The organism is Streptomyces sp. NBC_01260 (genome assembly GCF_036226405.1).
Classification (GTDB): domain Bacteria; phylum Actinomycetota; class Actinomycetes; order Streptomycetales; family Streptomycetaceae; genus Streptomyces; species Streptomyces laculatispora.
In genome coordinates, this window is record NZ_CP108464.1 from 4072144 (window position 1) to 4094326 (window position 22183).

The following is a 22183-nucleotide window of genomic DNA, read 5'->3' on the forward strand; positions in this document are numbered from 1 at the left end:
GCCGCCACTGACAACGCCCTCCTTCGAGAAGGGGCTGACCTGTGGTGGCCTGGGCAGACACCGGTGCAGACCGTCCAGAGTACCTGTAGACAGGCTTCCGGTTGAAATCCGGTGGTCAGGAGACGCAATCTGTACACATCGGGTGTGAGCGGCGCCACGATGCGCCGCCTTTCGGCCAGGAGGTACTCCATGGCACACGCAGTGCGACCCCGCTCGTCCGTCTCCCTCTTCGCCACGGACGGAAAGGCCCATCCGCTCCAGAACGCCCTGGTTGCGGTAACGCTGGCTCTCGGCGTCCTCGCGTTCGTGACGGCGATGTTCCACAGCCTGCATCTGATCAGCTCGTGGGCCGGGCTCGTCGGAATTCTCGTAGGCGCGTACGGGCAGTACATCTCCGTGACGACGCGGGAGAGGTTCCCGCTGATCCTCGGTATGGGAGCCTCCGCCATCGGGTTCTTCCTCGGCATGGCCCACGGCGGTCTCTTCGGCGGCGTGGTGGGCTGAGTACGCCGGAATCAGCGGTCCCGGCACTGGCTCGGGGCGGCGTCGCAGCCCGGCGCCGCCCCCCGCACCACCTGCCGGAACCGTCCGGGTACGACAGGGCCAGACCGCGCGCTTCCCGGTCACAGTAGGCTTCGGCGCGAGAGCCGGAGCCCCTGACCGATGGGGACACACCTGCCGAGGAGCGCCCCGCATGAGCCTGACCCTGAGGACCATCAGCCGAGAGCAGCATCTGGCGTACATCCAGAGTCTGCCCGCGGCGAGTCACATGCAGGTGCCGGCATGGGCGGATGTGAAGGCCGAGTGGCGCTCGGAGAGCCTGGGCTGGTTCGACAAGAGCGGCGAGCTCGTCGGCGCCGGCCTGGTGCTCTACCGGCAGCTGCCCAAGATCAAGCGATACCTCGCCTATCTGCCCGAGGGCCCGGTCATCAACTGGTACGCCCCGAACCTGGCCGACTGGCTGCAGCCGATGCTGACGCACCTCAAGCAGCAGGGCGCCTTCTCGGTGAAGATGGGCCCGCCGGTCGTCATCCGCCGCTGGGACGCCCACGCGATCAAGGCCGGAATCCAGGACCCCGACGTGAAGCGCCTGCGCGACGTCGAGGCCACCCACATCGAGCCCCGCGCCTTCGAAGTCGCGGACCGGCTGCGGAAGATGGGGTGGCAGCAGGGCGAGGACGGCGGCGCCGGCTTCGGTGACGTACAGCCCCGCTACATCTTCCAGGTGCCGCTGGCGAACCGTTCGCTCGAAGACGTCCACAAGGGCTTCAACCAGCTCTGGCGACGCAACATCAAGAAGGCCGAGAAGGCCGGCGTCGAGGTCGTCCAGGGCAGCTACGCCGAGCTCGCCGAGTGGCAGCGGCTGTACGAGATCACGGCCGAGCGAGACCACTTCCGGCCGCGCCCGCTCGGCTACTTCCAGCGCATGTGGACGGCCCTCAACAACGAGGACCCCAACCGGATGCGGCTGTACTTCGCCCGCCACGAGGGCGAGAACGTCGCGGCCGCGACCATGCTGATCGTCGGCGGCCACGTCTGGTACTCCTACGGCGCCTCGGCCAACCACAAGCGCGAGGTCCGGCCCTCGAACGCGATGCAGTGGCGGATGCTCCGTGACTCGTACGCCATGGGCGCCACCGTCTACGACCTGCGCGGCATCTCCGACTCCCTGGACGAGACCGACCACCTCTTCGGGCTGATCCAGTTCAAGGTCGGCACCGGCGGTCAGGCGGCGGAGTACCTCGGCGAGTGGGACTTCCCGCTCAACAAGCTGCTGCACAAAGCGCTCGACATGTACATGTCCCGCCGCTGATCCGCGGCGCAAGGCTGACGAAACCGGCTTCATTCGTTTCAATGGGTTCGTGAAGTCAACGCGTTCGTGAAGTCAATGGGCTCTTCAAGAAGCTCCTCATACCTCTGATACACCGCAGCCACCAGAAAGGTTCCGGACCGGCCATGGCGCTCTCCCTGTACGTCGACACCGCGCGCTGGCGGGCGCACCAGAAATCCGTGCTCGACCAGTTCCCCGGGCTCGTACCGGTCTGCAAGGGCAACGGGTACGGCTTCGGCCACGAACGGCTGGCCGACGAGGCGATCCGCTTCGGCTCCGACACGCTCGCGGTCGGCACCACCTACGAAGCAGCGCGGATCAAGGACTGGTTCAGCGGCGATCTGCTGGTGCTCACACCGTTCCGGCGGGGTGAGGAGCCGGTGCCGCTGCCCGACCGGGTCATCCGTTCCGTGTCGTCCGTGGACGGCGTGCACGCCCTGGTGGGCGCCCGGGTCGTCATTGAGTGCATGAGCTCGATGAGGCGGCACGGCGTCAAGGAGGAGGAGCTCGGACAGCTGCACGCAGCCATCGAGGACGTACGGCTCGAAGGCTTCGCCCTGCACCTGCCGCTGGACCGCACGGACGGCTCGGACGCGGTCGAGGAGGTCATCGCCTGGATGGACCGTCTCCGGGCGGCGCGGCTGCCGCTGCACACGATGTTCGTCAGCCATCTCCGGGCCGAGGAGCTGGGCCGGCTTCAGCAGCAGTTCCCGCAGACCCGCTTCCGCGCCCGCATCGGGACCCGGCTCTGGCTCGGCGACCACGAGGCGACGGAGTACCGGGGAGCCGTGCTCGACGTCACGCGCGTCGTCAAGGGAGACCGGTTCGGCTACCGGCAGCAGAAGGCCGCCTCCGACGGCTGGCTGGTGGTCGTCGCGGGCGGAACGTCGCACGGGGTGGGCCTGGAGGCCCCGAAGGCGCTGCACGGCGTGATGCCGCGCGCCAAGGGGGTCGCCCGTGCGGGCCTGGCCACCGTCAACCGCAATCTGTCGCCGTTCGTCTGGGCCGGCAAGCAGCGCTGGTTCGCCGAGCCGCCGCACATGCAGGTGTCGATCCTGTTCGTGCCCTCGGACGCCGAGGAGCCGAGGGTCGGCGACGAGCTGGTGGCCCACCTGCGCCACACCACCACGCAGTTCGACCGCCTCGTCGACCGCTGAGCCGCCCGGGGCCGCCGCGACGACGGCGGCCCCGGAGCGCCTGCCCCGTGCCGTTGCTCAGTCGGCGGCCGGAGTACCCGGAGTACCCCGGGGGCCCCACTCCACGCGCGGCCCCTCGACCGTGAGCGCGGCGTTGCGCGGCGGATGCGCGGCCGCGTGGCCCAGCACGAAGACGTCCGGCGCCCCGTCAAGCACCCCGCCCGACGGATCGTCCGATCCGTCGCGCCGCACACCGTCCCGCTCCGGCATCAGGATGTCCCGCACGACCACGGCGCAGAGGTACAGCGTGCCGAGCAGATGCAGGGCGATGGCCAGCTGATAGCCCTCCGTCGGCAGGCCCTGGTGCTTGTCACCGCTCGTCGTGTAGGCGAGGTACATCCAGATCCCCAGGAAGTACATGACCTCGCACGCCTGCCAGATCAGGAAGTCCCGCCAGCGCGGCCGGGCCAGCACGGCGAGGGGGATCAGCCACAGCACGTACTGCGGTGAATAGACCTTGTTCACGAGGATGAACACCGCCACGACGAGGAACGCGAGCTGCGCGAACCGTGGCCTGCGCGGCGCTGTCAGCGTCAGCGCGCCGATGGCGGCGCACAGCGCGACCGTCGCCAGGGTCGAGACGGTGTTGACCGTGCTGACCTCGATGGCGGTACCGGTGCGCTGTGTGATGATCAGCCAGAAGGAGCCGAAGTCGATCGAGCGCTCCTCACTGAAGGTGTAGAACTTCTTCCACCCCTCGGGCGCGAACACCATCACCGGCAGGTTGACCACCAGCCAGGATGCCGCCGCGCCGAGCGTCGCCACCCCGAACGCCCGCCATTTCCCGGCCCGCCAGCACAACACGAAGGCCGGGCCCAGCAGGAGCACGGGATACAGCTTGGCGGCCGTGGCCAGCCCGATCAGGATGCCGAACGCCAACGGCCGGCTCCTGGACCACATGAGCATCGCCGCGGCCGTGAGAGCGACGGCCAGCAGATCCCAGTTGATCGTGGCGGTGAGGGCGAAGGCGGGCGCGAGCGCCACCAGGAGGCCGTCCCAGGGGCGGCGCCGGTGCGTGCGCGCGACACACACGGCGATGATCGCGGTGCAGATCATCAGCATGCCCGCGTTGACCAGCCAGTACACCTGCTCCTGGTGCTGGATCGAACCACCCGGGGTCAGCCAGGAGGCGATCTGCATGAACACCCCCGTCAGCACGGGGTACTCCAGATACTGCATATCGCCGGGCAGCCGGTCGAAGTAGGGCACCAGGCCGTCGGAGAAGCCGCGTCCGGCGTACAGATGCGGAATGTCCGAGTAGCAGGCGTGGGTGTACTGGGAGCCGGCGCCCTGGAACCAGGCCCAGTTGTAGCAGGGCAGCTTCTGCACCATGCCGAGCGCGAACATCCCGAGCGCCACCAGCGCGACGGCGCCCACGGGGGTGAGCGCGGTACTGCCGAGCCGCGACCAGCGGCCCGACCTCCCACCGATCAGCTCGCTGCCGGCCGCGGCGACCTCGTCCTCGCGCGTGGGCCGTACGACGGACCGTTCCTGATGCACGCTCGTGTCCTCTGCACTTGGCATGCCGCACATCCTGCCGTACCGGGCTGTGCGAACGTCGAGGGCCGCCGCACCCTGGGGTGCGGCGGCCCTCGTCATGTCCCTCGGATCGCCTCGCGCCGGCCTGCGGGCCGGGCGAACGGTGCTGCCTGCCGGGCGCTACCCGGCCGGGCCACCGAAGATATTGCCGTTGCCGTTGCCATTGCCGTTGCCATTGCCGTTGCCATTACCGCCGTCGCCGGGGGGCGGACTGGAGCCGCCGGGATCGCCGTTGCCCGCCGACGTGCCGGGCGTGCCGCCGGTCGTGCCGGAATCGGTGCCGCCGTTGTCCCCGCCCTCAGACGTACCGCCACCGTCGTTCTGGCAGGGCCAGTCCCATGTGCCACAGGTCTCGGACGGGTCGGGTGACGGAGAGGTCGGGGCACTCGGTGTGGGCGTGTCGGACGGCGACGGGGGCGGGCTCGGGGGAGGCGTGTAGCTGGGCGTCGGCTCGGGGCTGCTCGCGCCGCCTCCGTAGAGCGTCTCGCCGATCGGCTCCGCCTTCGGGAACGCCACGACCTTCTCGTTCTTCATCGCTTCGGCCATGTAGTCGTGCCAGATCTGGGCCGGGAACGAGGCGCCGTGGATCTTCTCCTCACCGCCGGTCCCGTACATCTTCTCGAATTTGCGGTTCTTGTGCTTCTCGTTGTCGTCCAGCCGGTACATGCTGATCGCGGTCGACAACTGCGGGGTGTAGCCGACGAACCAGGCGGAGAGGTTGTCGTCCGTCGTACCCGTCTTGCCCGCCACATCACGGCCCGGGAGCTTGGCGGGCGTACCCGTGCCCTTCTCGACGACGTTCTTGAGCACGTCGGTCACGTTGTCGGCGACGACATTGTCGAAGGCGTGCTTGGTGACCGTCTCGTGCTGGTAGATCACGTTGCCGAGCTTCTTCACCTGGGTGACCGAGAACGGCTCGCGCTGCTGGCCGCTGGCCGCGAACGTGGCGTACGCGCCGGCCATCCGGATCACGCTCGGCGAGGACGTACCGATGGAGAACGACGGAACGTTCGAGTCCGCCATGTTCCTGTCGTCCTTCAGACCGGCCGCCATGGCCGCCTTCTTCACCTTGTCGGTGCCTACGTCCATGCCCAGCTGGACGTAGGGGGAGTTGGCGGACCACTGCATGGCCTCACGAAGGGTGATGTCGCCTCGCGACTCGTTCCCGTCGTTGGTCTGCAGCCACTCCTTGCCGTTCTCGTCGGTCCAGATGTCGCCGTTGTACTTCTTGATCTTGAGCTTGTTGTCGGCGTTGTAGATGCTCTTCGGCGAGACCTTCTTACGCTGCGAATCGCCCTGATCCGCAATGCCCGCGGGGTCCCGCTTCCCGTACTCCATCGCGGCTGCCAGCACGAAGGGCTTGAAGGTCGAACCGACCGCGGCGCCCGTCGGGTCGGCGTTGTTGGTGTAGTGCTGGGTCGCGTCCTTGCCGCCGTAGATCGCCTTGATGGCGCCGGTCTCCGGATCGACCGACCCGCCACCGAACTGGACGTGAGTGTCCTTGTCGGGGCGCTTCTTGGGGTCCATCTTCTCGTCGTAGACCCTCTTGACCGCCTTGTTGAGCTGTCCGACCTTCTCCCTGTCGAAGGTCGTGTGGATCTCGTACCCGCCCTGGCTGAGCATTTCGGCGGTGACGTGGTGAGTGTTGTTGTTGAGGAAGTACGACTTGGCGAGGTCGACCAGGTAGCCGGTCTGGCCGCCCAGCTGGGCGTCCTTCTTCGGCGGATCGGGCATCGGGAAGTCCTGGTACTTGTCGCGCTCGGACTTCTTCATCCGGCCGTCCTTCACCTCTTCGTCGAGGATCCACTTCCAGCGCTTCGTCGCCCGGTCCAGGTTCTTCTCCCGGGTGGCTTCCTTCGGGTCGACCTCCGGGACACCGGCCGGGTCGTAGTAGCCGGCGCCCTTGAGCAGGGTCGCGAGGAAGGCGCACTGGCTCGGGTTCAGGTTCTTGGCGTCCTTGCCGTAGTACGTACGGGCCGCCGCCTGGAGACCTGACGCGCCCCGTCCGTAGTACGAGACGTTGAGGTACCCGGCCATGACCGTCTTCTTGTCCTCCTCCTTGCCGACCTTCAGCGTGATGAAGAGCTCCTCGAACTTCCGGCTCAGGGTCTGTTCCTGGGAGAGCCGCGAGTTCTTGACGTACTGCTGGGTGATGGTCGAGCCACCCTGGGTCTGGCCGCCCTTGGCCATGTTGACCAGGGCGCGCGCGATACCCATCGGGTCGATGCCCTTGTCGTGGTCGAAGGACTTGTTCTCCGCCGAGATGACCGCGTTGCGCATCGCCTCGGGGATCTGCTCGTAGCCGATGACCTGCCGGTTGACCTCACCACCGGTGGCGACCATCTGTGTGTTGTCGGCCCAGTAGTAGACGTTGTTCTCCGCCTTCGCGGCCGCCTTCACCTCGGGCTTGGCGACCATCGCGTACGCGAGGCCGGCGAGTCCCATCAGAAGGCCGAGGAAGCCGATGCAGAGGCTGGAGACCAGCCTCCACGACGGCACCCAGCGCCGCACGCCGTACTTACCGGCACGCGGGTAGTCGATGAAGCGTTTCTTGGCCGGGCGCTGGTTTCCGCGCCCGCGGCCCCGGTCGGGGCCCTCCGGCCCGTCGCCGCCACCGCCGCGGCGGCGCCCTCCGCCGTCGGAACCACCGCGGCCGCCGGAGCCGCGCTGGGCGGCCCGTCTCGCAGCGGCACGCCCGCCGTACGGGGCGTCCTCGCCGTGCGAACCGGAAGGTGACTCAGATGTGACTCCGTGTGACGGTGCCGCGCGGCGTCCTGAGGACTGCTGGGTGGCTCGTCTGGTCGCGGCGCGCCCGCCACCTTGCGGTTGCGGCGTTTTGCGACGGTGCTCGCTCATCGAACGACTACTCCTCGGGCAGGCGAGAACGCCTGGAAGCGGCAGTTGAGATCCGGTCCCCCCGAATGACGGACCATCCCTGCGACGGGCTCGTCCGCAGTGCATCCGGTCAGTCCGCGGAGACTGACGCGGTCGGGCGTCACACGGTTCCCGGTGGTCTGCATGCCGCACAGACTACGCACGGTCAAAACCCGCCTAGGACCGAACTTCACCTCAAATTACGCAAGTCGGTTCCTAAGAATTAGCGATGTGACGCCGCTCACTAAGGCCCCCCTTGCCCCAACCCGGAGTCCGATCTATCGTGCTGATGTATCGAGTCGATACATCAGCTCGGTACATCGGCTCGGCATATCGGCTGAGCACAGGGACAGCGAGAGCACTCGGAGAAGGAGGAGGCGAGGTTGAGCAGACGCTCCGGCATCCTCGAGTTCGCTGTCCTCGGACTGCTTCGTGAGTCCCCGATGCACGGCTACGAGCTGCGTAAACGTCTCAACACATCGCTGGGGATCTTCCGTGCTTTCAGCTACGGAACCCTCTATCCCTGCCTCAAGACGCTGGTCGCCAACGGCTGGTTGATCGAGGAGCCGGGAAACGCTCCGGCAGATCTTCCGCCCGGCTCCGGCCGTGCTGTGGCCCCTTCCTCTTCTCTGGCAGGGCGCCGCGCCAAGATCGTCTATCGATTGACGGCGGAAGGTAAGGAGCACTTCGAAGAGCTGCTCTCGCACACCGGCCCCGACTCCTGGGAGGACGAGCACTTCGCTGCTCGTTTCGCCTTCTTCGGACAGACGGAGCACGAGGTGCGGATGCGGGTGCTGGAAGGCCGTCGCAGCCGGCTGGAGGAACGTCTCGAGAAGATGAGCGCCTCTCTGGCCCGCACCCGCGAGCGACTCGACGACTACACACTTGAGCTTCAGCGACACGGCATGGAGTCCGTGGAGCGCGAAGTGCGCTGGCTGAACGAGCTCATCGAGAGCGAGCGGTCGGGACGGGATCAGCGACGATCCTCGCCCGAGGGCTCAGCTCAGCAGAACACCGCAGGAGAGCCGGACGGCCTGCCCCGGCGGGGTAACAACCCGCCGGATCCGTCCGGCGACACCGCCAAGTGAGGTCCCCGCAGATCCGCGGGGACCTCATCAGGAACATCCATTACACACAGGGAGCAACCGGAATGGGTTCGGTTCGCGTAGCCATCGTCGGCGTGGGCAACTGCGCCGCCTCGCTGGTCCAGGGCGTCGAGTACTACAAGGACGCCGATCCGGCCGGCAAGGTGCCCGGTCTGATGCACGTCCAGTTCGGCGAGTACCACGTACGGGACGTCGAGTTCGTCGCCGCCTTCGACGTCGACGCGAAGAAGGTCGGCCTCGACCTCTCGGACGCCATCGGCGCCAGCGAGAACAACACCATCAAGCTCTGCGACGTGCCGAACGCCGGACTGACCGTCCAGCGTGGCCACACCCACGACGGGCTCGGCAAGTACTACCGCGAGACCATCGAGGAGTCGACCGAGGCCCCGGTCGACATCGTCCAGATCCTCAAGGACCGCAAGGTCGACGTGCTGGTCTGCTACCTGCCCGTCGGTTCCGAGGTCGCTGCGAAGTTCTACGCGCAGTGCGCCATCGACGCCAAGGTCGCGTTCGTCAACGCCCTCCCGGTCTTCATCGCCGGCACCAAGGAGTGGGCGGACAAGTTCACCGAGGCCGGTGTCCCGATCGTCGGCGACGACATCAAGTCGCAGGTCGGCGCCACCATCACGCACCGCGTGATGGCGAAGCTGTTCGAGGACCGGGGCGTTGTCCTGGACCGCACGATGCAGCTGAACGTCGGCGGCAACATGGACTTCAAGAACATGCTCGAGCGTGAGCGCCTTGAGTCCAAGAAGATCTCCAAGACGCAGGCCGTCACCTCGCAGATCCGTGACCGCGAGCTCGGTGCGGACAACGTCCACATCGGCCCGTCGGACTACGTGGCCTGGCTGGACGACCGCAAGTGGGCGTACGTGCGCCTTGAGGGCCGCGCCTTCGGTGACGTTCCGCTGAACCTGGAGTACAAGCTCGAGGTCTGGGACTCCCCGAACTCGGCCGGTGTCATCATCGACGCCGTCCGCGCTGCGAAGATCGCCAAGGACCGCGGCATCGGCGGCCCGATCCTCTCCGCGTCCTCGTACTTCATGAAGTCCCCGCCGGTCCAGTACTTCGACGACGAGGCTCGCGAGAACGTCGAGAAGTTCATCAAGGGCGAGGTCTCCAACTGACGCCACCTGAATAGGGCCTCCTGTCTGGTTCAGGCCGAATCCAGACGAACGGCCCCAGGTACGTCGGCGCGGCGCAGCGGGGAGCGGTAACGCTCCTTGGCTCCCGCACCGTTGAGGGTCCCCGGGCAATCCGCCCGGGGACCCTCAACGTATGTGACCCTTGCTCCCATGCCCGTCGTGCGTGACCTGTGCGTTCTCCTGCGTCTTCGGAACTTCCGCCGCCTGCTGGCCGTACGGGTGCTGTCCCAGTCGGCCGACGGCGTCTATCAGGTGGCCCTCGCGACGCACGTGGTCTTCTCCCCGGAGAAACAGGCATCGGCGGGCGCCATCGCCTCCGCGATGGCCGTACTCCTGTTGCCCTACTCACTCATCGGCCCGTTCGCCGGAGTGCTGCTGGACCGCTGGCCCCGCCGTCAGGTCTTCCTCTACGGCAATCTGCTGCGCGCCGCACTCGCGTGCTGCACCGCACTCCTGATCATCGGCTCCGCCCCCGACTGGCTCTTCTACGCCTCGGCCCTGTGTGTCACCGCGGTGAACCGCTTCGTCCTGGCCGGCCTCTCCGCCGCCCTGCCGCGTGTCGTCGACCGGGACCGGTTGGTGCTGGCCAACTCCCTCTCCCCGACCGCGGGCACACTCGCCGCGACGGCGGGCGGTGGCCTCGCCTTCGTCGTACGACTGCTGCTGGCGGACTCCGATGCGGCGGTGGTGTTGCTGGGAGCGGGGCTCTACCTTGCCTCGGCGGTAGCGTCCCTGAGCCTTGCCACCGGACTTCTCGGACCGGAGCGGAGCAGCGGCCGTCTCCACCTGAGCAGGGCCCTGGCCACGACCGCCCGCGGGCTCGGCGCCGGACTGCGCCATCTGGCGGAACGCAAGCATGCCGCACGGGCGCTGGCCGCCATAACGGTGATCCGCTTCTGTTACGGGGCGCTGACCGTCACGGTCCTGATGCTGTGCCGGTACGCCTGGGCCGACACCGAGTCCCACGGACTGGCCCTGCTCGGGCTGGCGGTGGGCGTATCCGGTGCGGGGTTCTTCGCGGCGGCGGTGCTGTCCCCCTGGGCCGTGGCACGGCTCGGCCGGTTCCGCTGGATGATGGTGTGCGCGGCGGCGGCCGCCGTCCTTGAGCCGGCACTGGGGCTGTGGTTCACCCCCGCGCCGGTGCTCGTCGCCGCGTTCGTGCTCGGACTCGTCACCCAGGGGGCGAAGATCGCGACGGACACGGTGGTGCAGACCTCGGTGGACGATGCCTTCCGCGGCCGGATCTTCTCGCTCTACGACGTGCTGTTCAACGTGGCGTTCGTGGGCGCCGCCGCAGTCTCCGCCCTGGTCCTGCCTCCTGACGGGAAGTCGGCAGCGGTCGTGATCGGAGTGGCCGTGCTCTACGCCGTGGTGGCCGCGGCCCTGTTCCGCTGGAGCCGGGCCGGTGAGGTTCTATAGCGCGCGTGCCCGCATCACGGTCAGCAACCCTGAGGGCAGCCCGCCAGGCGGTCCGCCCTCGCAGGGGATGCCGCTGGTGCTTTGCCTCAGGCCGATCAAGCCGACGGGCTGATCCCCCGGCGCCGGACGCAGAACCGGCCGAGGGTGCTGTTTCACGTGAAACAGCACCCTCAGCGTATGCACTGCCGGTCATGTTTCACGTGAAACATGACCGGCAGCCCTCGCGGCCGTACCGCCTTCGCGGGGCTCAGCTCTGCGATTCCCACCACTTCTTTAGCTCCGCCACTGCCTCGTCATGCCCCAGAGGCCCGTTCTCCAGGCGCAGTTCCAGCAGGAACGCGTACGCCTTGCCGATGACCGGTCCCGGTCCGACGCTCAGGATCTGCATGATCTCGTTGCCGTCCAGGTCCGGCCGAATCGCGTCGAGCTCCTCCTTGTCCTGCAACTGCGCGATGCGCTCCTCCAGCGCGTCATAGGTCCGGGAGAGGGCGGCGGCCTTGCGCTTGTTGCGCGTGGTGCAGTCCGAGCGGGTGAGCTTGTGCAGCCGATCCAGCAGAGGACCGGCGTCACGCACATAGCGGCGGACCGCCGAGTCGGTCCACTCCCCGTCGCCGTACCCGTGGAAGCGCAGATGCAGCTCCACCAGTTTCGAGACGTCCTTGACCATGTCGTTGGAGTACTTGAGGTCGGTCATCCGCTTCTTGACCATCTTGGCGCCCACGACCTCGTGGTGATGGAAGGAGACCCGGCCGTCCTTCTCGAAGCGCCGGGTCCTCGGCTTGCCGATGTCATGCAGGAGGGCGGCAAGACGCAGAACGAGGTCCGGACCGTCCTCCTCCAGGTCGATCGCCTGCTCCAGAACGGTCAGAGAGTGCTCGTACACATCCTTGTGACGGTGATGCTCGTCACTTTCCAGCCGGAGCGCGGGAAGCTCGGGAAGGATCTTCTGTGCCAGTCCCGTGTCGACAAGGAGCGCCAGCCCCTTCCGGGGGTGCGAGGAGAGCAGGAGCTTGTTGAGCTCCTCACGGACCCGCTCGGCGGAGACGATTTCGATCCGGTCCGCCATTTCCGTCATCGCCGCGACGACATCGGAAGCCACTTCGAAGTCCAGCTGCGCGGCGAAGCGTGCGGCGCGCAGCATACGCAGGGGATCGTCGGAGAAAGATCCCTCAGGCGTTCCGGGGGTGCGCAGGACGCACTCCGCCAGGTCCTCGATGCCACCGTGCGGGTCGATGAAGTCCTTCTGCGGCAGCGCGACGGCCATCGCGTTGACCGTGAAATCACGGCGGACGAGGTCTTCCTCGATGGAGTCGCCGTAGGAAACTTCCGGCTTGCGCGAGGTTCGGTCGTACGCCTCGGACCGGTATGTGGTGACTTCGATCTGGTAGCCGTCCTTCTGGGCGCCCACCGTGCCAAAGGCGATCCCGATCTCCCACACCGAGTCAGCCCATGGCCGGACGATCTTCAGGACGGCCTCGGGACGGGCGTCGGTCGTGAAGTCCAGGTCGTTCCCGAGCCTGCCGAGAAGTGCGTCCCGGACCGAGCCGCCGACCAGGGCGAGACTGAATCCGGCATCCTGGAATCGGCGGGCGAGGTCGTCGGCGACCGGGGACACCCGGAGCAGTTCACTGACTGCGCGGTGCTGCACCTGGGTCAGGGCGCTGGAGTTGTCTTCATTGGCGTTCGGCACAACAGAAAAGGGTACGTGCCCGGACCGGCCCGGGCGTCATGGTTTCCTTCAGCCCTGCGAGACTCTCCCGATCATGTGCCGCACTCCCCAGCACTCGGGCCCCGCGCACATCGTTACCATGCGTGGACGCAGCAACGGACGACGATCGACAGCAGCTCACGACGACGAGGGACGGGTAGGCGCGTGGCCGAGGCGGCAGACTTCCAGGGGATGAATCCCTCTCCTGCCCGCCGGTGGCTGCGGCGCACAGCCGCCGTGCTTGCCGGGGCTCCGCTCGTCGCCGCCCTGCTGGCCGGGGTGACCGCCCCGGTGGCGCAGGCCGGCGAGACGAGCAAGGCCCCGACGGGTTCCGGCACCGTCGCGGTGTCCCTGGACACGGTGACTCCGAGCGCCCCTGTGAAGGGGGACACACTCACCGTCTCCGGCACTCTGACCAACAAGGGCAAGGAGACCGTCACCGCGGCTCAGGTCGATCTGCGCGTGGGGCCCCGGCTTTTCAGCAGGACCTCGATCGACGCGGCCAACCGGCGCACGGGATACCTGCCCGGCGCCGACCCGTCGCCGGTCGGCGGCAAGTACACGGTCAAGATCGCCAAGCTTCCCTCCGGGATCAGCCAGGACTTCACCCTGTCCGTGCCCGTCAGCAAGCTGGGGCTCGGCGACGACGGCGTGTACCAGCTCGGCGTCACCCTGTCGGGCCGGACGCCCCATGCTCTGTACGACCAGGTGCTCGGGATCAAGCGGACGTTCCTCCCCTGGCAGAGCACGGACAGCGACTCCAAGCCCCGGATCAGCTACGCCTGGCCCCTGATCGCATCGGCGCACCTCACCGCGGAGACCGGCTCCGACTCCCAGCAGACCCCGGTGTTCGCCGACGACGACCTGGCCGCCGAGATCGCGCCCGGCGGTCGGCTGGAACAGATGGTGTCGCTGGGCAGGCAGCTGCCCGTGACCTGGGTCATCGACCCGGATCTGCTGGCCAGTGTCGACGCGATGACACGGGACTACCGGGTCAAGTCCGGTGACACCACGATCGCCGGTACGAATCAGAACGTGGCCAAGCAGTGGCTCACCTCACTGGAAGCGGCGGTGACCGAGGGCAAGGTCATCGCGCTGCCGTTCGGGGATCCCGACCTGGCCTCGATCGCGCACCGCGGCAAGAACGTGTCGGGCACCCTGAGCCACCTCCAGAACGCCAGCGAGGTGGCCGCGACGACCGTGCAGACGATCCTGCACCTGAAGCCGTCGACGGACTTCGCATGGCCGGTGGACGGTGCCGTCGACCCCTCCATCGTGGACGTCGCCACCTCGGCCGGCGCCCACAACGTGATCGCCCGCAGCGACAGCCTTCAGGAGACCGGCGACCTGGTGTACACGCCCACCGCCGCCCGGCCGATCGGCGGCGGCACGACCGCCGTGGTCTCCGACGCCCGGCTCTCCACGGCGTTCCAGGGCGACATGACGAAGGCCGGGGACTCCACGCTCGCCGTGCAGAAGTTCCTCGCCCTCACGCTCTCTCTGGCCGAGCAGGACACGGACGAGGACCGAAGCGTCGTCGTCGCACCCCAGCGGATGCCGACGGTCGCCCAGGCCCAGTCGATGGCCCGTGCCCTGCACGCCCTCGACGACGGCCGCTGGACGCAGTCCCAGGGGCTGGTCCAGGCGGCGGAGGCGAAGCCCGACGCGAAGGCGACCACAGAGGTCCCGCGGGCGTCCCGGTACCCGAAGAAGCTGCGCAGCCAGGAGCTGCCCACCCAGGCCTTCCAGGACATCAAGTCCACCCAGGCCTCCCTCAACAACTTCCAGGTCATCCTCACCCAGCCCGAGCGAGTGGTGACCCCCTTCGGCAACGCGGTCAACCGCTCCATGTCGACGTCGTGGCGGGGCAAGCCCCTGGAGGCCCAGCAGTACCGGGACTCGGTGCGTACCTATCTGCAGAGCCTCGTCAATGAGGTCCAGCTCATCTCCAAGTCGGACGTCACCCTGTCCGGCCGCAGCGCCACCATCCCCGTGACGGTGCAGAACAGACTGCTTCAGGATGTCGACCATCTGGTACTGCGGCTGAGGTCGGAGAACGCGACACGCCTCAAGCTGAACGACGACGGTGCCGTGGCGGAGCAGCCGATCCAGATCGCCGGCGGTCACAGTCAGTCCGTGAAGTTCGACGCCGCGGCCAACATCAACGGTCAGGTCCAGATGACCGGACAGCTGTACACCGAGGACGGGACACCGTACGGCGCGGAGATGAACTTCACCGTGAAGGTGTCCGAGCTGACACCGACCGTGCTTCTCGTGATCGCCGGCGGGCTGCTGCTGCTGGTCCTCGCCGGCATCAGGATGTATGCACATCGCAAGCGCGCCAACGCGGGCGGCGCGGCGGGCGACGACGGCAGTGAACCCGAGCAGCCGAGTGACCCGACGCCGGACACCGGTCCCGAAAGCGCGGAGCCGTCGGGCACGGGTGAGAAAGTGGACCGTTGAGCGATGTCTGTCGTGGCCGGTCGGCCGGGGACGATGAGGTGGGGTTTCGATGAACGCGCCGTACGACGGTGACCGCGGTCAGGGTACGGGCGGAGCTGGGTCTTCCGGCGGTCCTCCGGTGCCCCCTGGGCCGGAGCAGGTGCCACCGGCACCCGATCCGTATCTGCAGGCCGCGTACGACTACGACCCCTACCGGGCCCAGGACCTCTCGGCGCAGGATCCGGTGGGCGAGGCGTTGTACGACCGCGCCGCGCATCCGCCGCCGCCTCCTGGCACCTATCAGCAGCCCCAGCCGCTCTACCAGCAGCCGCCCGCGGCCCCGTACGCCCCCGACCCCCGGATCTGGGCACAGACCCCGCCGCCCGAGCCCGACGGTCCGTCCCGGCATCTGCCGTACGGCGACGACGCCGCGACCACCCAGTTCGTCGGCGTGGACGATCTCGTCACCCAGGCCTCGGCGGACCGCGACGAACCCGATGCGTTCGCCCACCTCTTCAGGGACCAGGAGGGCCCGGCGGGATCGCCCGGCCCGGCCAGGCCCGAGCCGGCCCCCGCACCCGTACCGCCGAAGTCCGGGGGCGGCGGCCGGGCCTCCGGCCTGCTGAAGTCCAGTGCGGTCATGGCGGCCGGCACCCTCGTCTCACGGCTCACCGGATTCGTACGCAGTCTGGTGATCACCGCGGCGCTCGGCGCGGCCCTGCTCGGCGACAGCTTCACCATCGCGTACACGCTGCCGACGATGATCTACATCCTCACCGTGGGCGGCGGCCTCAACTCGGTGTTCGTCCCCCAGCTCGTCCGCTCCATGAAGGACGACGAGGACGGCGGCGAGGCCTATGCGAACCGGCTGCTGACCCTCGTGATGGTCGCGCTCGGCCTGATCGTCGCCCTCGCCGTTTTCGCCGCGCCCTGGCTCATCCGGCTGATGTCGCTGCCGATCGCGAACGACCCCGCCGCCAACAACGTGGCCACCACCTTCGCCCGGTACTGCCTGCCCACCATCTTCTTCATGGGTGTGCACGTCGTGATGGGCCAGATCCTCAACGCCCGCGGAAAGTTCGGCGCGATGATGTGGACCCCGGTCCTCAACAACATCGTCATGATCTTCACCTTCGGCATGTTCATCTGGGTCTACGGCACCTCGCACGAGTCCCACATGGGCGTCCAGACGATCCCGCCGGAAGGTGTCCGGCTGCTGGGCATCGGCACCCTGCTGGGCCTGATCGTCCAGTCCCTGGCCATGATCCCGTACCTGCGCGAGGCCGGATTCCGGTTCCGGCCGCGCTTCGACTGGAAGGGCCACGGGCTCGGCAAGACGGTCAAGCTGGCGAAGTGGACGGTCCTGTTCGTCTTCGCCAACCAGGCCGGTGTCCTCATCGTCACCCAGCTCGCGACCGCGGCCGGCAAGGAGTCGGGCAGGAACGGGGCGGGCATCCTGGCCTATTCCAACGCCCAGCTGATCTGGGGCATGCCGCAAGCGATCATCACCGTCTCGGTCATGGCCGCCCTGCTGCCCCGTATCTCCCGTGCCGCACACGACAACGACCCCGGCGCGGTCCGCGACGACATCTCGCAGGGCCTGCGCAATTCCGCCGTGGCCATCGTGCCGGTCGCGTTCACGTTCCTCGCCCTGGGCGTTCCGATGTGCACGCTGCTCTATGCCTCCAGTGGCCCCGAGGCTGCCCGCTCCATGGGATTCATCCTGATGGCCTTCGGCCTCGGGCTGATCCCCTACTCGGTGCAGTACGTGGTGCTGCGAGGGTTCTACGCCTACGAGGACACCCGCACCCCCTTCTACAACACCGTCATCGTCGCCGTGGTCAACGCAGCCGCCTCGGCCATCTGCTACCTCGTTCTGCCCGCCCAGTGGGCCGTGGTCGGCATGGCGGGCTCCTACGGCCTCGCCTACGCCGTCGGCGTCGGCATCGCGTGGCGCCGGCTGCGCAACCGTCTGGGCGGCGATCTGGACGGCGCCCACGTCCTGCGCACCTACGCCCGGCTGTGCCTCGCCGCGATTCCTGGGGCAGTGATCGGCGGCGGCGTGGGATTCGCTCTTCTCCACGTGCTCGGCGACGGCGCCTCCGGCTCGCTCATCGCGTTGGTCTGCGGTGGGATCGTACTGCTGGGAGTCTTCGTCGTCGCGGCTAAGCGGATGCGGATCGAAGAGATCAACGGCATGGTCGGCATGATCCGGGGACGGCTCGGCCGCTGAGGATCACCGGCCCGCACAACCATCGCCGGTCCCCGCGTGTCGTGCATGGTGCCGGAGTATGGGCACAATTGGCGAGACTGTGCAGAGCTGGCTGGCATCGCGCAACGGATGGGGAGGCAGGAACGACGGTGGCGGAACGTAGCACGGCTGCCGTTGACGTGGCCGACAACAGCGGTGACGAGCCGCTGTCCGCCAAGGCGGACGAGGCCACGACCGACGGCACGGCAGAAGCTCAGGATTCAACGGGCGCAGGCCCCCAGGAAGCGGTGGACGAGCCGACAGGCTCCGAAGACCCCGTGTCGACCCCTGACCTGCACAGTGGTCACAAACTTGCCGGGCGCTACCGGCTGGAGGAGTGCGTCACCCGTCTGGACGGGTTCAGCAGCTGGCGTGCTGTCGATGAGAAACTGCGCCGCGCGGTGGGCGTCCATCTCCTTCCCGCCGACCATCCGCGAGCCCGCTCGGTGCTGGCCGCGGCCCGTTCCTCCGCGCTGCTCGGCGACCCCCGCTTCGTGCAGGTCCTCGATGCCGTGGAGGAGAACGACCTCGTCTACGTCGTCCACGAGTGGCTTCCGGACGCCACCGAGCTCACCGCCCTGCTGGGCGCGGGCCCGATGGACGCCCACGACGCCTACCAGCTCGTCAGTCAGATCTCCCAGGCCATGGCGGCCGCACACCGTGAGGGGCTGGCCCATCTGAGGCTCACTCCCGGAGCGGTGCTGCGCAGCTCTTCGGGCCAGTACCGGATCCGCGGCCTCGCGGTGAACGCCGCGCTGCGGGGCATCACGTCCGAAAGCCCCCAGCGCGCCGACACCGAAGCGATCGGCGCCCTGCTCTACGCCGCGCTGACCCAGCGCTGGCCGTACGAGAGCGACGCCTACGGCCTCACCGGACTTCCCAAGGGCGTGGGCCTGATCGCACCCGACCAGGTGCGGGCCGGCGTCCACCGCGGTCTCTCCGAGATCGCCATGCGGGCGCTCGCCAACGACGGAGCCACGGCCTCCCGCCAGGAGCAGCCGTGCACCACCCCGGACGAGCTCGCGAGGGCCGTCGCGGCGATGCCCCGCATCCGCCCGCCCGAGCCCACGTTCACCGCACCGCCCGAGTACCAGCGGACCACGTACCAGCAAGGCACCTACGGCCGCCCGGCCGGGCCGGGCGCCCCGCCCACCCAGTCCGTGCACGTCATACCGCCCGCCCCGCTCCAGAGCCGCACGGGCAAGGCCCTCAAGTGGGCCGTGTCCGCGCTGCTCATCGCCGCACTGGGTCTCGGTAGCTGGCAGCTCGCCGAGACCCTCCTGGACAAGGACAACAGCTCGGGTGACCCCGGTACCACGCAGAGCGACCCGCGGAACGGTGACGAAGTCCCGCCGCCTCCTGCCGTGCCCCTGCGGATCACCGATGCGGCGGAGTTCATGCCCAGTGGGTCCGGGATCAAGCAGGAGGCCGTACCGAATGCCATCGACGGCAAGCCTGACACCTCGTGGATCACTCCGCGCTACCAGGGCTACGCGAATTTCGGCAACCTCCCGTCGCGCAAGGACGGCAGCGGCATAGTCGTTGACCTGGGAAGCGTGAAGGACGTCTCGGGCATCGACATCACCATGTATCGCAGCGGGCAGAAGGCCGAGGTACTGGCGGCCGACGAGAGCGCCTCCGCACCCTCGTCCCTCTCGGACTTCCCACAGCGCCTCACCCAGCTCGGAACGGCGGGAAGCAGCCTCAAGGAGACCCTCACCAAGCCGGTGCGGACCCGCTACGTCCTCATCCACATCACGGAGCTCCCCTCGGACGACACCGGCAGCGGCTACCGCGGAGGCATCTCGGAGATCTCAGTTCTCGGCTGACCGACTCTGCCCCCTCCCCCTCCTCACGGGAACCGTGATAGACAGACGCACCTTGACTCAGAGAGGGAGGGAGGGGGAGGTGGCCGCCGAGCCGTCCGAGCAACTCAGCGACTCAGACCTCCTCGCTCGCCATGTAGCCGGTGAACCCGACGCCTTCGGCGAGCTCGTCAGGCGTCATCGCGACCGGCTGTGGGCCGTGGCTCTGCGAACGCTGGGCGACCGCGAGGAGGCGGCCGACGCCGTGCAGGACGCCCTGGTCTCCGCCTTTCGCGCCGCCCACACCTTCCGTGGCCAGTCCGCCGTGACCACCTGGCTGCACCGCATCACCGTCAACGCCTGTCTCGACCGGGTCCGCAAGGCGTCCTCGCGGAAGACCTCTCCCGTCAACGATCCGGAGCGGCTCGACCAGCTGCTGGAGCCGCACGAGTCCGCCGAGGCGCCGGCCGAGCGGCAGGACCTGCACCGCGAACTGTTCGCGGCACTCGCCACCCTCCCCGCCGAGCAGCGCGCGGCACTCGTCCTCGTCGATATGCAGGGCTACCCGGTGGCAGAGGCGGGCCGCATCCTCGACGTACCGGTCGGCACCGTGAAGAGCCGCTGCGCCCGGGGCCGTGCCCGACTGGCCCCGCTGCTCACCCATCTCCGCAGGGAAACCGGAGACGGCGATGAACGGAAGACGGAAAGGAACCGGCCACCGAGAACATCCGTCCCACCGGCAGCGGGACCAAGAGATGCGGCAACGAGCGATCCAGCTGGAGTGAAGGGCGGAGGTGGGCGCACATGACATCGACGGCCGACACAACGCAGCACCCGGACGTCTCAGAGATCTCCGACCTCACCGAAGGCGTGCTCTCACCGCCCCGCACAGCGGATGTCCGCCGCCATGTGGACAGCTGTGAGCTCTGCTCCGACGTCCAGGCGTCGCTGGAGGAGATTCGCAGTCTGCTGGGCTCCATGCCTGCCCCGCAGACCATGCCCATCGATATAGCGGACCGCATCGATGCCGCGCTGGCCGACGAAGCCCGTGCCGTTTCCACTGCATCCGACGTTGAGACAGATGTTTCACGTGAAACAGAGCACGCTGCCACGGTGCAGGACCTCGCGGACCGCCCCGCCGGACATTCACGTGCCGCCACCGGTCCCGGCCGGCGGTCGGTGCGGCGACGCCGCCGCACGGCGGTGCTCGGCACCGCACTGGGCGCCGCCGCGGTCGGTGTGAGCGTCTTCCTGCTGCAGAACGTCTCCTCGTCCCAGAACTCCGCCGACCTCAGTGCCTCAGACCGCGGAGCCGACGCCTCGAAGGCAAGCTCACAAACGTTCTCGCACTCCACGCTCGAAGAGCGTGTCCATAGTCTCCTGAGCTCCCGCACGGACCCGTCGAGCCCAAAGGAGTCGGACGGCGGGAAGCAGGCACCGTCCATCGATACGAAGTCCTCGCCGGAGACCGCTTCTCCCGGGTCCGCGTCACCGCAAGCGCCGCTTCGCGCTCCCGTTGTGGTCATCCCTTCCTGTGTTGAGCAGGGCATCGGGCGGAACGCCGCCGCCCTCGCCGTCGAGAAGGGCACCTACGAAGGCGCGGATGCCTTCCTCGTTGTCCTTCCTCACCCCACCGATGCGAGCCGTGTCGAGGCCTACGTCGTCGATGCGGCATGCGTCGCCGCAGACCCTCCAGCCAAGGGGAAGCTCTTGCTGACCCATGCCTACGCCCGCCCCTGAGCATCACGCGAGATGCCGCCCCGGCACGTCGGGAATGCATCCCCCGTAGGATCCGTTGGGTGGGGTGAGAGTCGTTGAACCGACCCCAGTAGGCGTGGACAGTAGGCAGTCTGCAGAGACGAGGAAGAAACCCGTGAGCGACGTGCGTAATGTGATCATCATCGGCTCCGGCCCCGCGGGCTACACAGCCGCCCTCTACACCGCGCGCGCCTCGCTGAAGCCGCTGGTCTTCGAGGGTGCCGTCACCGCCGGTGGCGCGCTGATGAACACGACCGACGTGGAGAACTTCCCCGGATTCCAGGACGGAATCATGGGCCCGGAGCTCATGGACAACATGCGCGCCCAGGCCGAGCGCTTCGGTGCCGAGCTCATCCCGGACGACGTGGTCTCCGTCGACCTCACCGGTGACATCAAGACCGTCACCGACACCGCGGGTACGGTGCACCGCGCCAAGGCCGTCATCGTCACCACCGGCTCGCAGCACCGCAAGCTCGGTCTGCCCAACGAGGACGCCCTCTCCGGACGCGGCGTCTCCTGGTGTGCGACCTGTGACGGGTTCTTCTTCAAGGACCAGGACATTGCCGTGGTCGGCGGCGGCGACACCGCGATGGAGGAGGCAACGTTCCTCTCCCGCTTCGCCAAGTCGGTCACCATCGTCCACCGCCGCGACTCGCTGCGTGCCTCCAAGGCCATGCAGGACCGCGCCTTCGCGGACCCGAAGATCAAGTTCGCCTGGGACAGCGAGGTAGCCGGGGTCCACGGCGAGCAGAAGCTCTCCGGTCTGACCCTGCGCAACACCAAGACCGGTGAGACTTCCGAGCTGCCCGTGACCGGCCTGTTCATCGCAGTCGGCCATGACCCGCGCACCGAGCTCTTCAAGGGACAGCTCGACCTCGACGACGAGGGCTACCTCAAGGTCGAGGCCCCCTCGACGCGCACCAACGTCACCGGTGTCTTCGGCGCCGGCGACGTCGTCGACCACACCTACCGGCAGGCCATCACCGCTGCCGGCACCGGCTGCTCCGCCGCACTCGATGCCGAGCGCTTCCTTGCCGCGCTCGCCGACGACGAGAAGGCTGCCGCAGCCACCGTCTGATCCAAGCCTCACCCCCACACCCCGCGAAGTT

The 22183-nt window shown here is 68.2% G+C and carries 15 protein-coding genes; 12 read left to right on the forward strand and 3 right to left on the reverse strand.

Translation table 11 applies throughout. The annotated features are described in order from the left end of the window. Window positions 1-189: 189 nt before the first annotated feature. The 3 genes from OG322_RS18120 to OG322_RS18130 all read left to right on the forward strand — a co-directional run bounded on the left by OG322_RS18120 (window position 190) and on the right by OG322_RS18130 (window position 2988). Window positions 190-504 (forward strand): hypothetical protein, encoded by a 315-nt coding sequence (locus OG322_RS18120; protein ID WP_123460459.1) that lies wholly within the window; start codon window positions 190-192, stop codon window positions 502-504. A gap of 190 nt (window positions 505-694) precedes the next feature. After that, window positions 695-1813: a lipid II:glycine glycyltransferase FemX gene (locus tag OG322_RS18125; RefSeq protein ID WP_123460458.1), complete on the forward strand. Its 1119-nt coding sequence runs from the start codon at window positions 695-697 to the stop codon at window positions 1811-1813. Between the two features lie 143 nt (window positions 1814-1956). Next, window positions 1957-2988 carry an alanine racemase gene (locus OG322_RS18130; RefSeq protein WP_123460457.1) on the forward strand — a complete coding sequence of 344 codons (1032 nt, stop codon included), beginning with the start codon at window positions 1957-1959 and terminating at the stop codon, window positions 2986-2988. A gap of 57 nt (window positions 2989-3045) precedes the next feature. Here OG322_RS18130 and OG322_RS18135 read toward each other — a convergent pair whose 3' ends face one another. Further along, entirely contained in the window at window positions 3046-4551 is a 1506-nt protein-coding gene (locus OG322_RS18135) for a glycosyltransferase family 87 protein (protein WP_123460456.1), read from the reverse strand. A gap of 135 nt (window positions 4552-4686) precedes the next feature. Further along, on the reverse strand, window positions 4687-7422 hold the full coding sequence (locus OG322_RS18140) for a transglycosylase domain-containing protein (RefSeq protein WP_329306680.1): 2736 nt from the start codon (window positions 7420-7422) through the stop codon (window positions 4687-4689). Between the two features lie 401 nt (window positions 7423-7823). Here OG322_RS18140 and OG322_RS18145 point away from each other — a divergent pair, with 401 nt between their 5' ends. The 3 genes from OG322_RS18145 to OG322_RS18155 all read left to right on the forward strand — a co-directional run bounded on the left by OG322_RS18145 (window position 7824) and on the right by OG322_RS18155 (window position 11110). Beyond that, complete coding sequence (locus tag OG322_RS18145; RefSeq protein WP_123460454.1) at window positions 7824-8528, forward strand: PadR family transcriptional regulator; 705 nt, start codon at window positions 7824-7826, stop codon at window positions 8526-8528. A 62-nt stretch (window positions 8529-8590) separates the two neighbouring features. Next, window positions 8591-9673, forward strand: a complete 1083-nt coding sequence (locus tag OG322_RS18150; RefSeq protein WP_123460453.1) for an inositol-3-phosphate synthase — start codon at window positions 8591-8593, stop codon at window positions 9671-9673. A gap of 168 nt (window positions 9674-9841) precedes the next feature. After that, on the forward strand, window positions 9842-11110 hold the full coding sequence (locus OG322_RS18155; RefSeq protein WP_329306681.1) for an MFS transporter: 1269 nt from the start codon (window positions 9842-9844) through the stop codon (window positions 11108-11110). Window positions 11111-11357: 247 nt separating this feature from the next. Here the strand turns inward: OG322_RS18155 and OG322_RS18160 are convergent, their stop codons facing one another. Then, window positions 11358-12800: a CCA tRNA nucleotidyltransferase gene (locus OG322_RS18160; protein ID WP_123460451.1), complete on the reverse strand. Its 1443-nt coding sequence runs from the start codon at window positions 12798-12800 to the stop codon at window positions 11358-11360. Window positions 12801-12983: 183 nt separating this feature from the next. On the opposite strand from OG322_RS18160, the gene OG322_RS18165 reads away from it, so the two are divergent. The 6 genes from OG322_RS18165 (at window position 12984) to trxB (ending at window position 22152) form a co-directional block, all read left to right on the forward strand. Continuing rightward, window positions 12984-15281 (forward strand): DUF6049 family protein, encoded by a 2298-nt coding sequence (locus tag OG322_RS18165; protein WP_123460450.1) that lies wholly within the window; start codon window positions 12984-12986, stop codon window positions 15279-15281. A 49-nt stretch (window positions 15282-15330) separates the two neighbouring features. Further along, on the forward strand, window positions 15331-17493 hold the full coding sequence (murJ, locus tag OG322_RS18170) for a murein biosynthesis integral membrane protein MurJ (RefSeq protein ID WP_123460449.1): 2163 nt from the start codon (window positions 15331-15333) through the stop codon (window positions 17491-17493). A gap of 128 nt (window positions 17494-17621) precedes the next feature. Beyond that, window positions 17622-19340, forward strand: coding sequence for a protein kinase family protein (locus tag OG322_RS18175; RefSeq protein ID WP_123460448.1), 1719 nt, complete (start codon window positions 17622-17624; stop codon window positions 19338-19340). Between the two features lie 79 nt (window positions 19341-19419). Then, window positions 19420-20124: an RNA polymerase sigma factor SigM gene (gene sigM / locus OG322_RS18180; protein ID WP_123460447.1), complete on the forward strand. Its 705-nt coding sequence runs from the start codon at window positions 19420-19422 to the stop codon at window positions 20122-20124. After that, window positions 20121-21056 carry a hypothetical protein gene (locus OG322_RS18185; RefSeq protein ID WP_329306682.1) on the forward strand — a complete coding sequence of 312 codons (936 nt, stop codon included), beginning with the start codon at window positions 20121-20123 and terminating at the stop codon, window positions 21054-21056. The genes sigM and OG322_RS18185 overlap by 4 nt, the downstream gene beginning before the upstream one ends. Window positions 21057-21189: 133 nt before the next feature. Next, on the forward strand, window positions 21190-22152 hold the full coding sequence (gene trxB / locus OG322_RS18190; protein WP_123460445.1) for a thioredoxin-disulfide reductase: 963 nt from the start codon (window positions 21190-21192) through the stop codon (window positions 22150-22152). The last annotated feature ends 31 nt before the right edge of the window (window positions 22153-22183 follow it).

Bases quoted from the DNA above. Each gene is read 5' to 3' on its own strand.
- murJ (WP_123460449.1), top strand. From the start codon at position 15,331: ATGAACGCGCCGTACGACGGTGACCGCGGTCAGGGTACGGGCGGAGCT.
- OG322_RS18155 (WP_329306681.1), top strand. From the start codon at position 9,842: ATGCCCGTCGTGCGTGACCTGTGCGTTCTCCTGCGTCTTCGGAACTTC.
- OG322_RS18130 (WP_123460457.1), top strand. From the start codon at position 1,957: ATGGCGCTCTCCCTGTACGTCGACACCGCGCGCTGGCGGGCGCACCAG.
- OG322_RS18150 (WP_123460453.1), top strand. From the start codon at position 8,591: ATGGGTTCGGTTCGCGTAGCCATCGTCGGCGTGGGCAACTGCGCCGCC.
- OG322_RS18135 (WP_123460456.1), bottom strand. From the start codon at position 4,551: ATGCCAAGTGCAGAGGACACGAGCGTGCATCAGGAACGGTCCGTCGTA.
- OG322_RS18140 (WP_329306680.1), bottom strand. From the start codon at position 7,422: ATGAGCGAGCACCGTCGCAAAACGCCGCAACCGCAAGGTGGCGGGCGC.
- OG322_RS18120 (WP_123460459.1), top strand. From the start codon at position 190: ATGGCACACGCAGTGCGACCCCGCTCGTCCGTCTCCCTCTTCGCCACG.
- OG322_RS18185 (WP_329306682.1), top strand. From the start codon at position 20,121: ATGACATCGACGGCCGACACAACGCAGCACCCGGACGTCTCAGAGATC.
- OG322_RS18125 (WP_123460458.1), top strand. From the start codon at position 695: ATGAGCCTGACCCTGAGGACCATCAGCCGAGAGCAGCATCTGGCGTAC.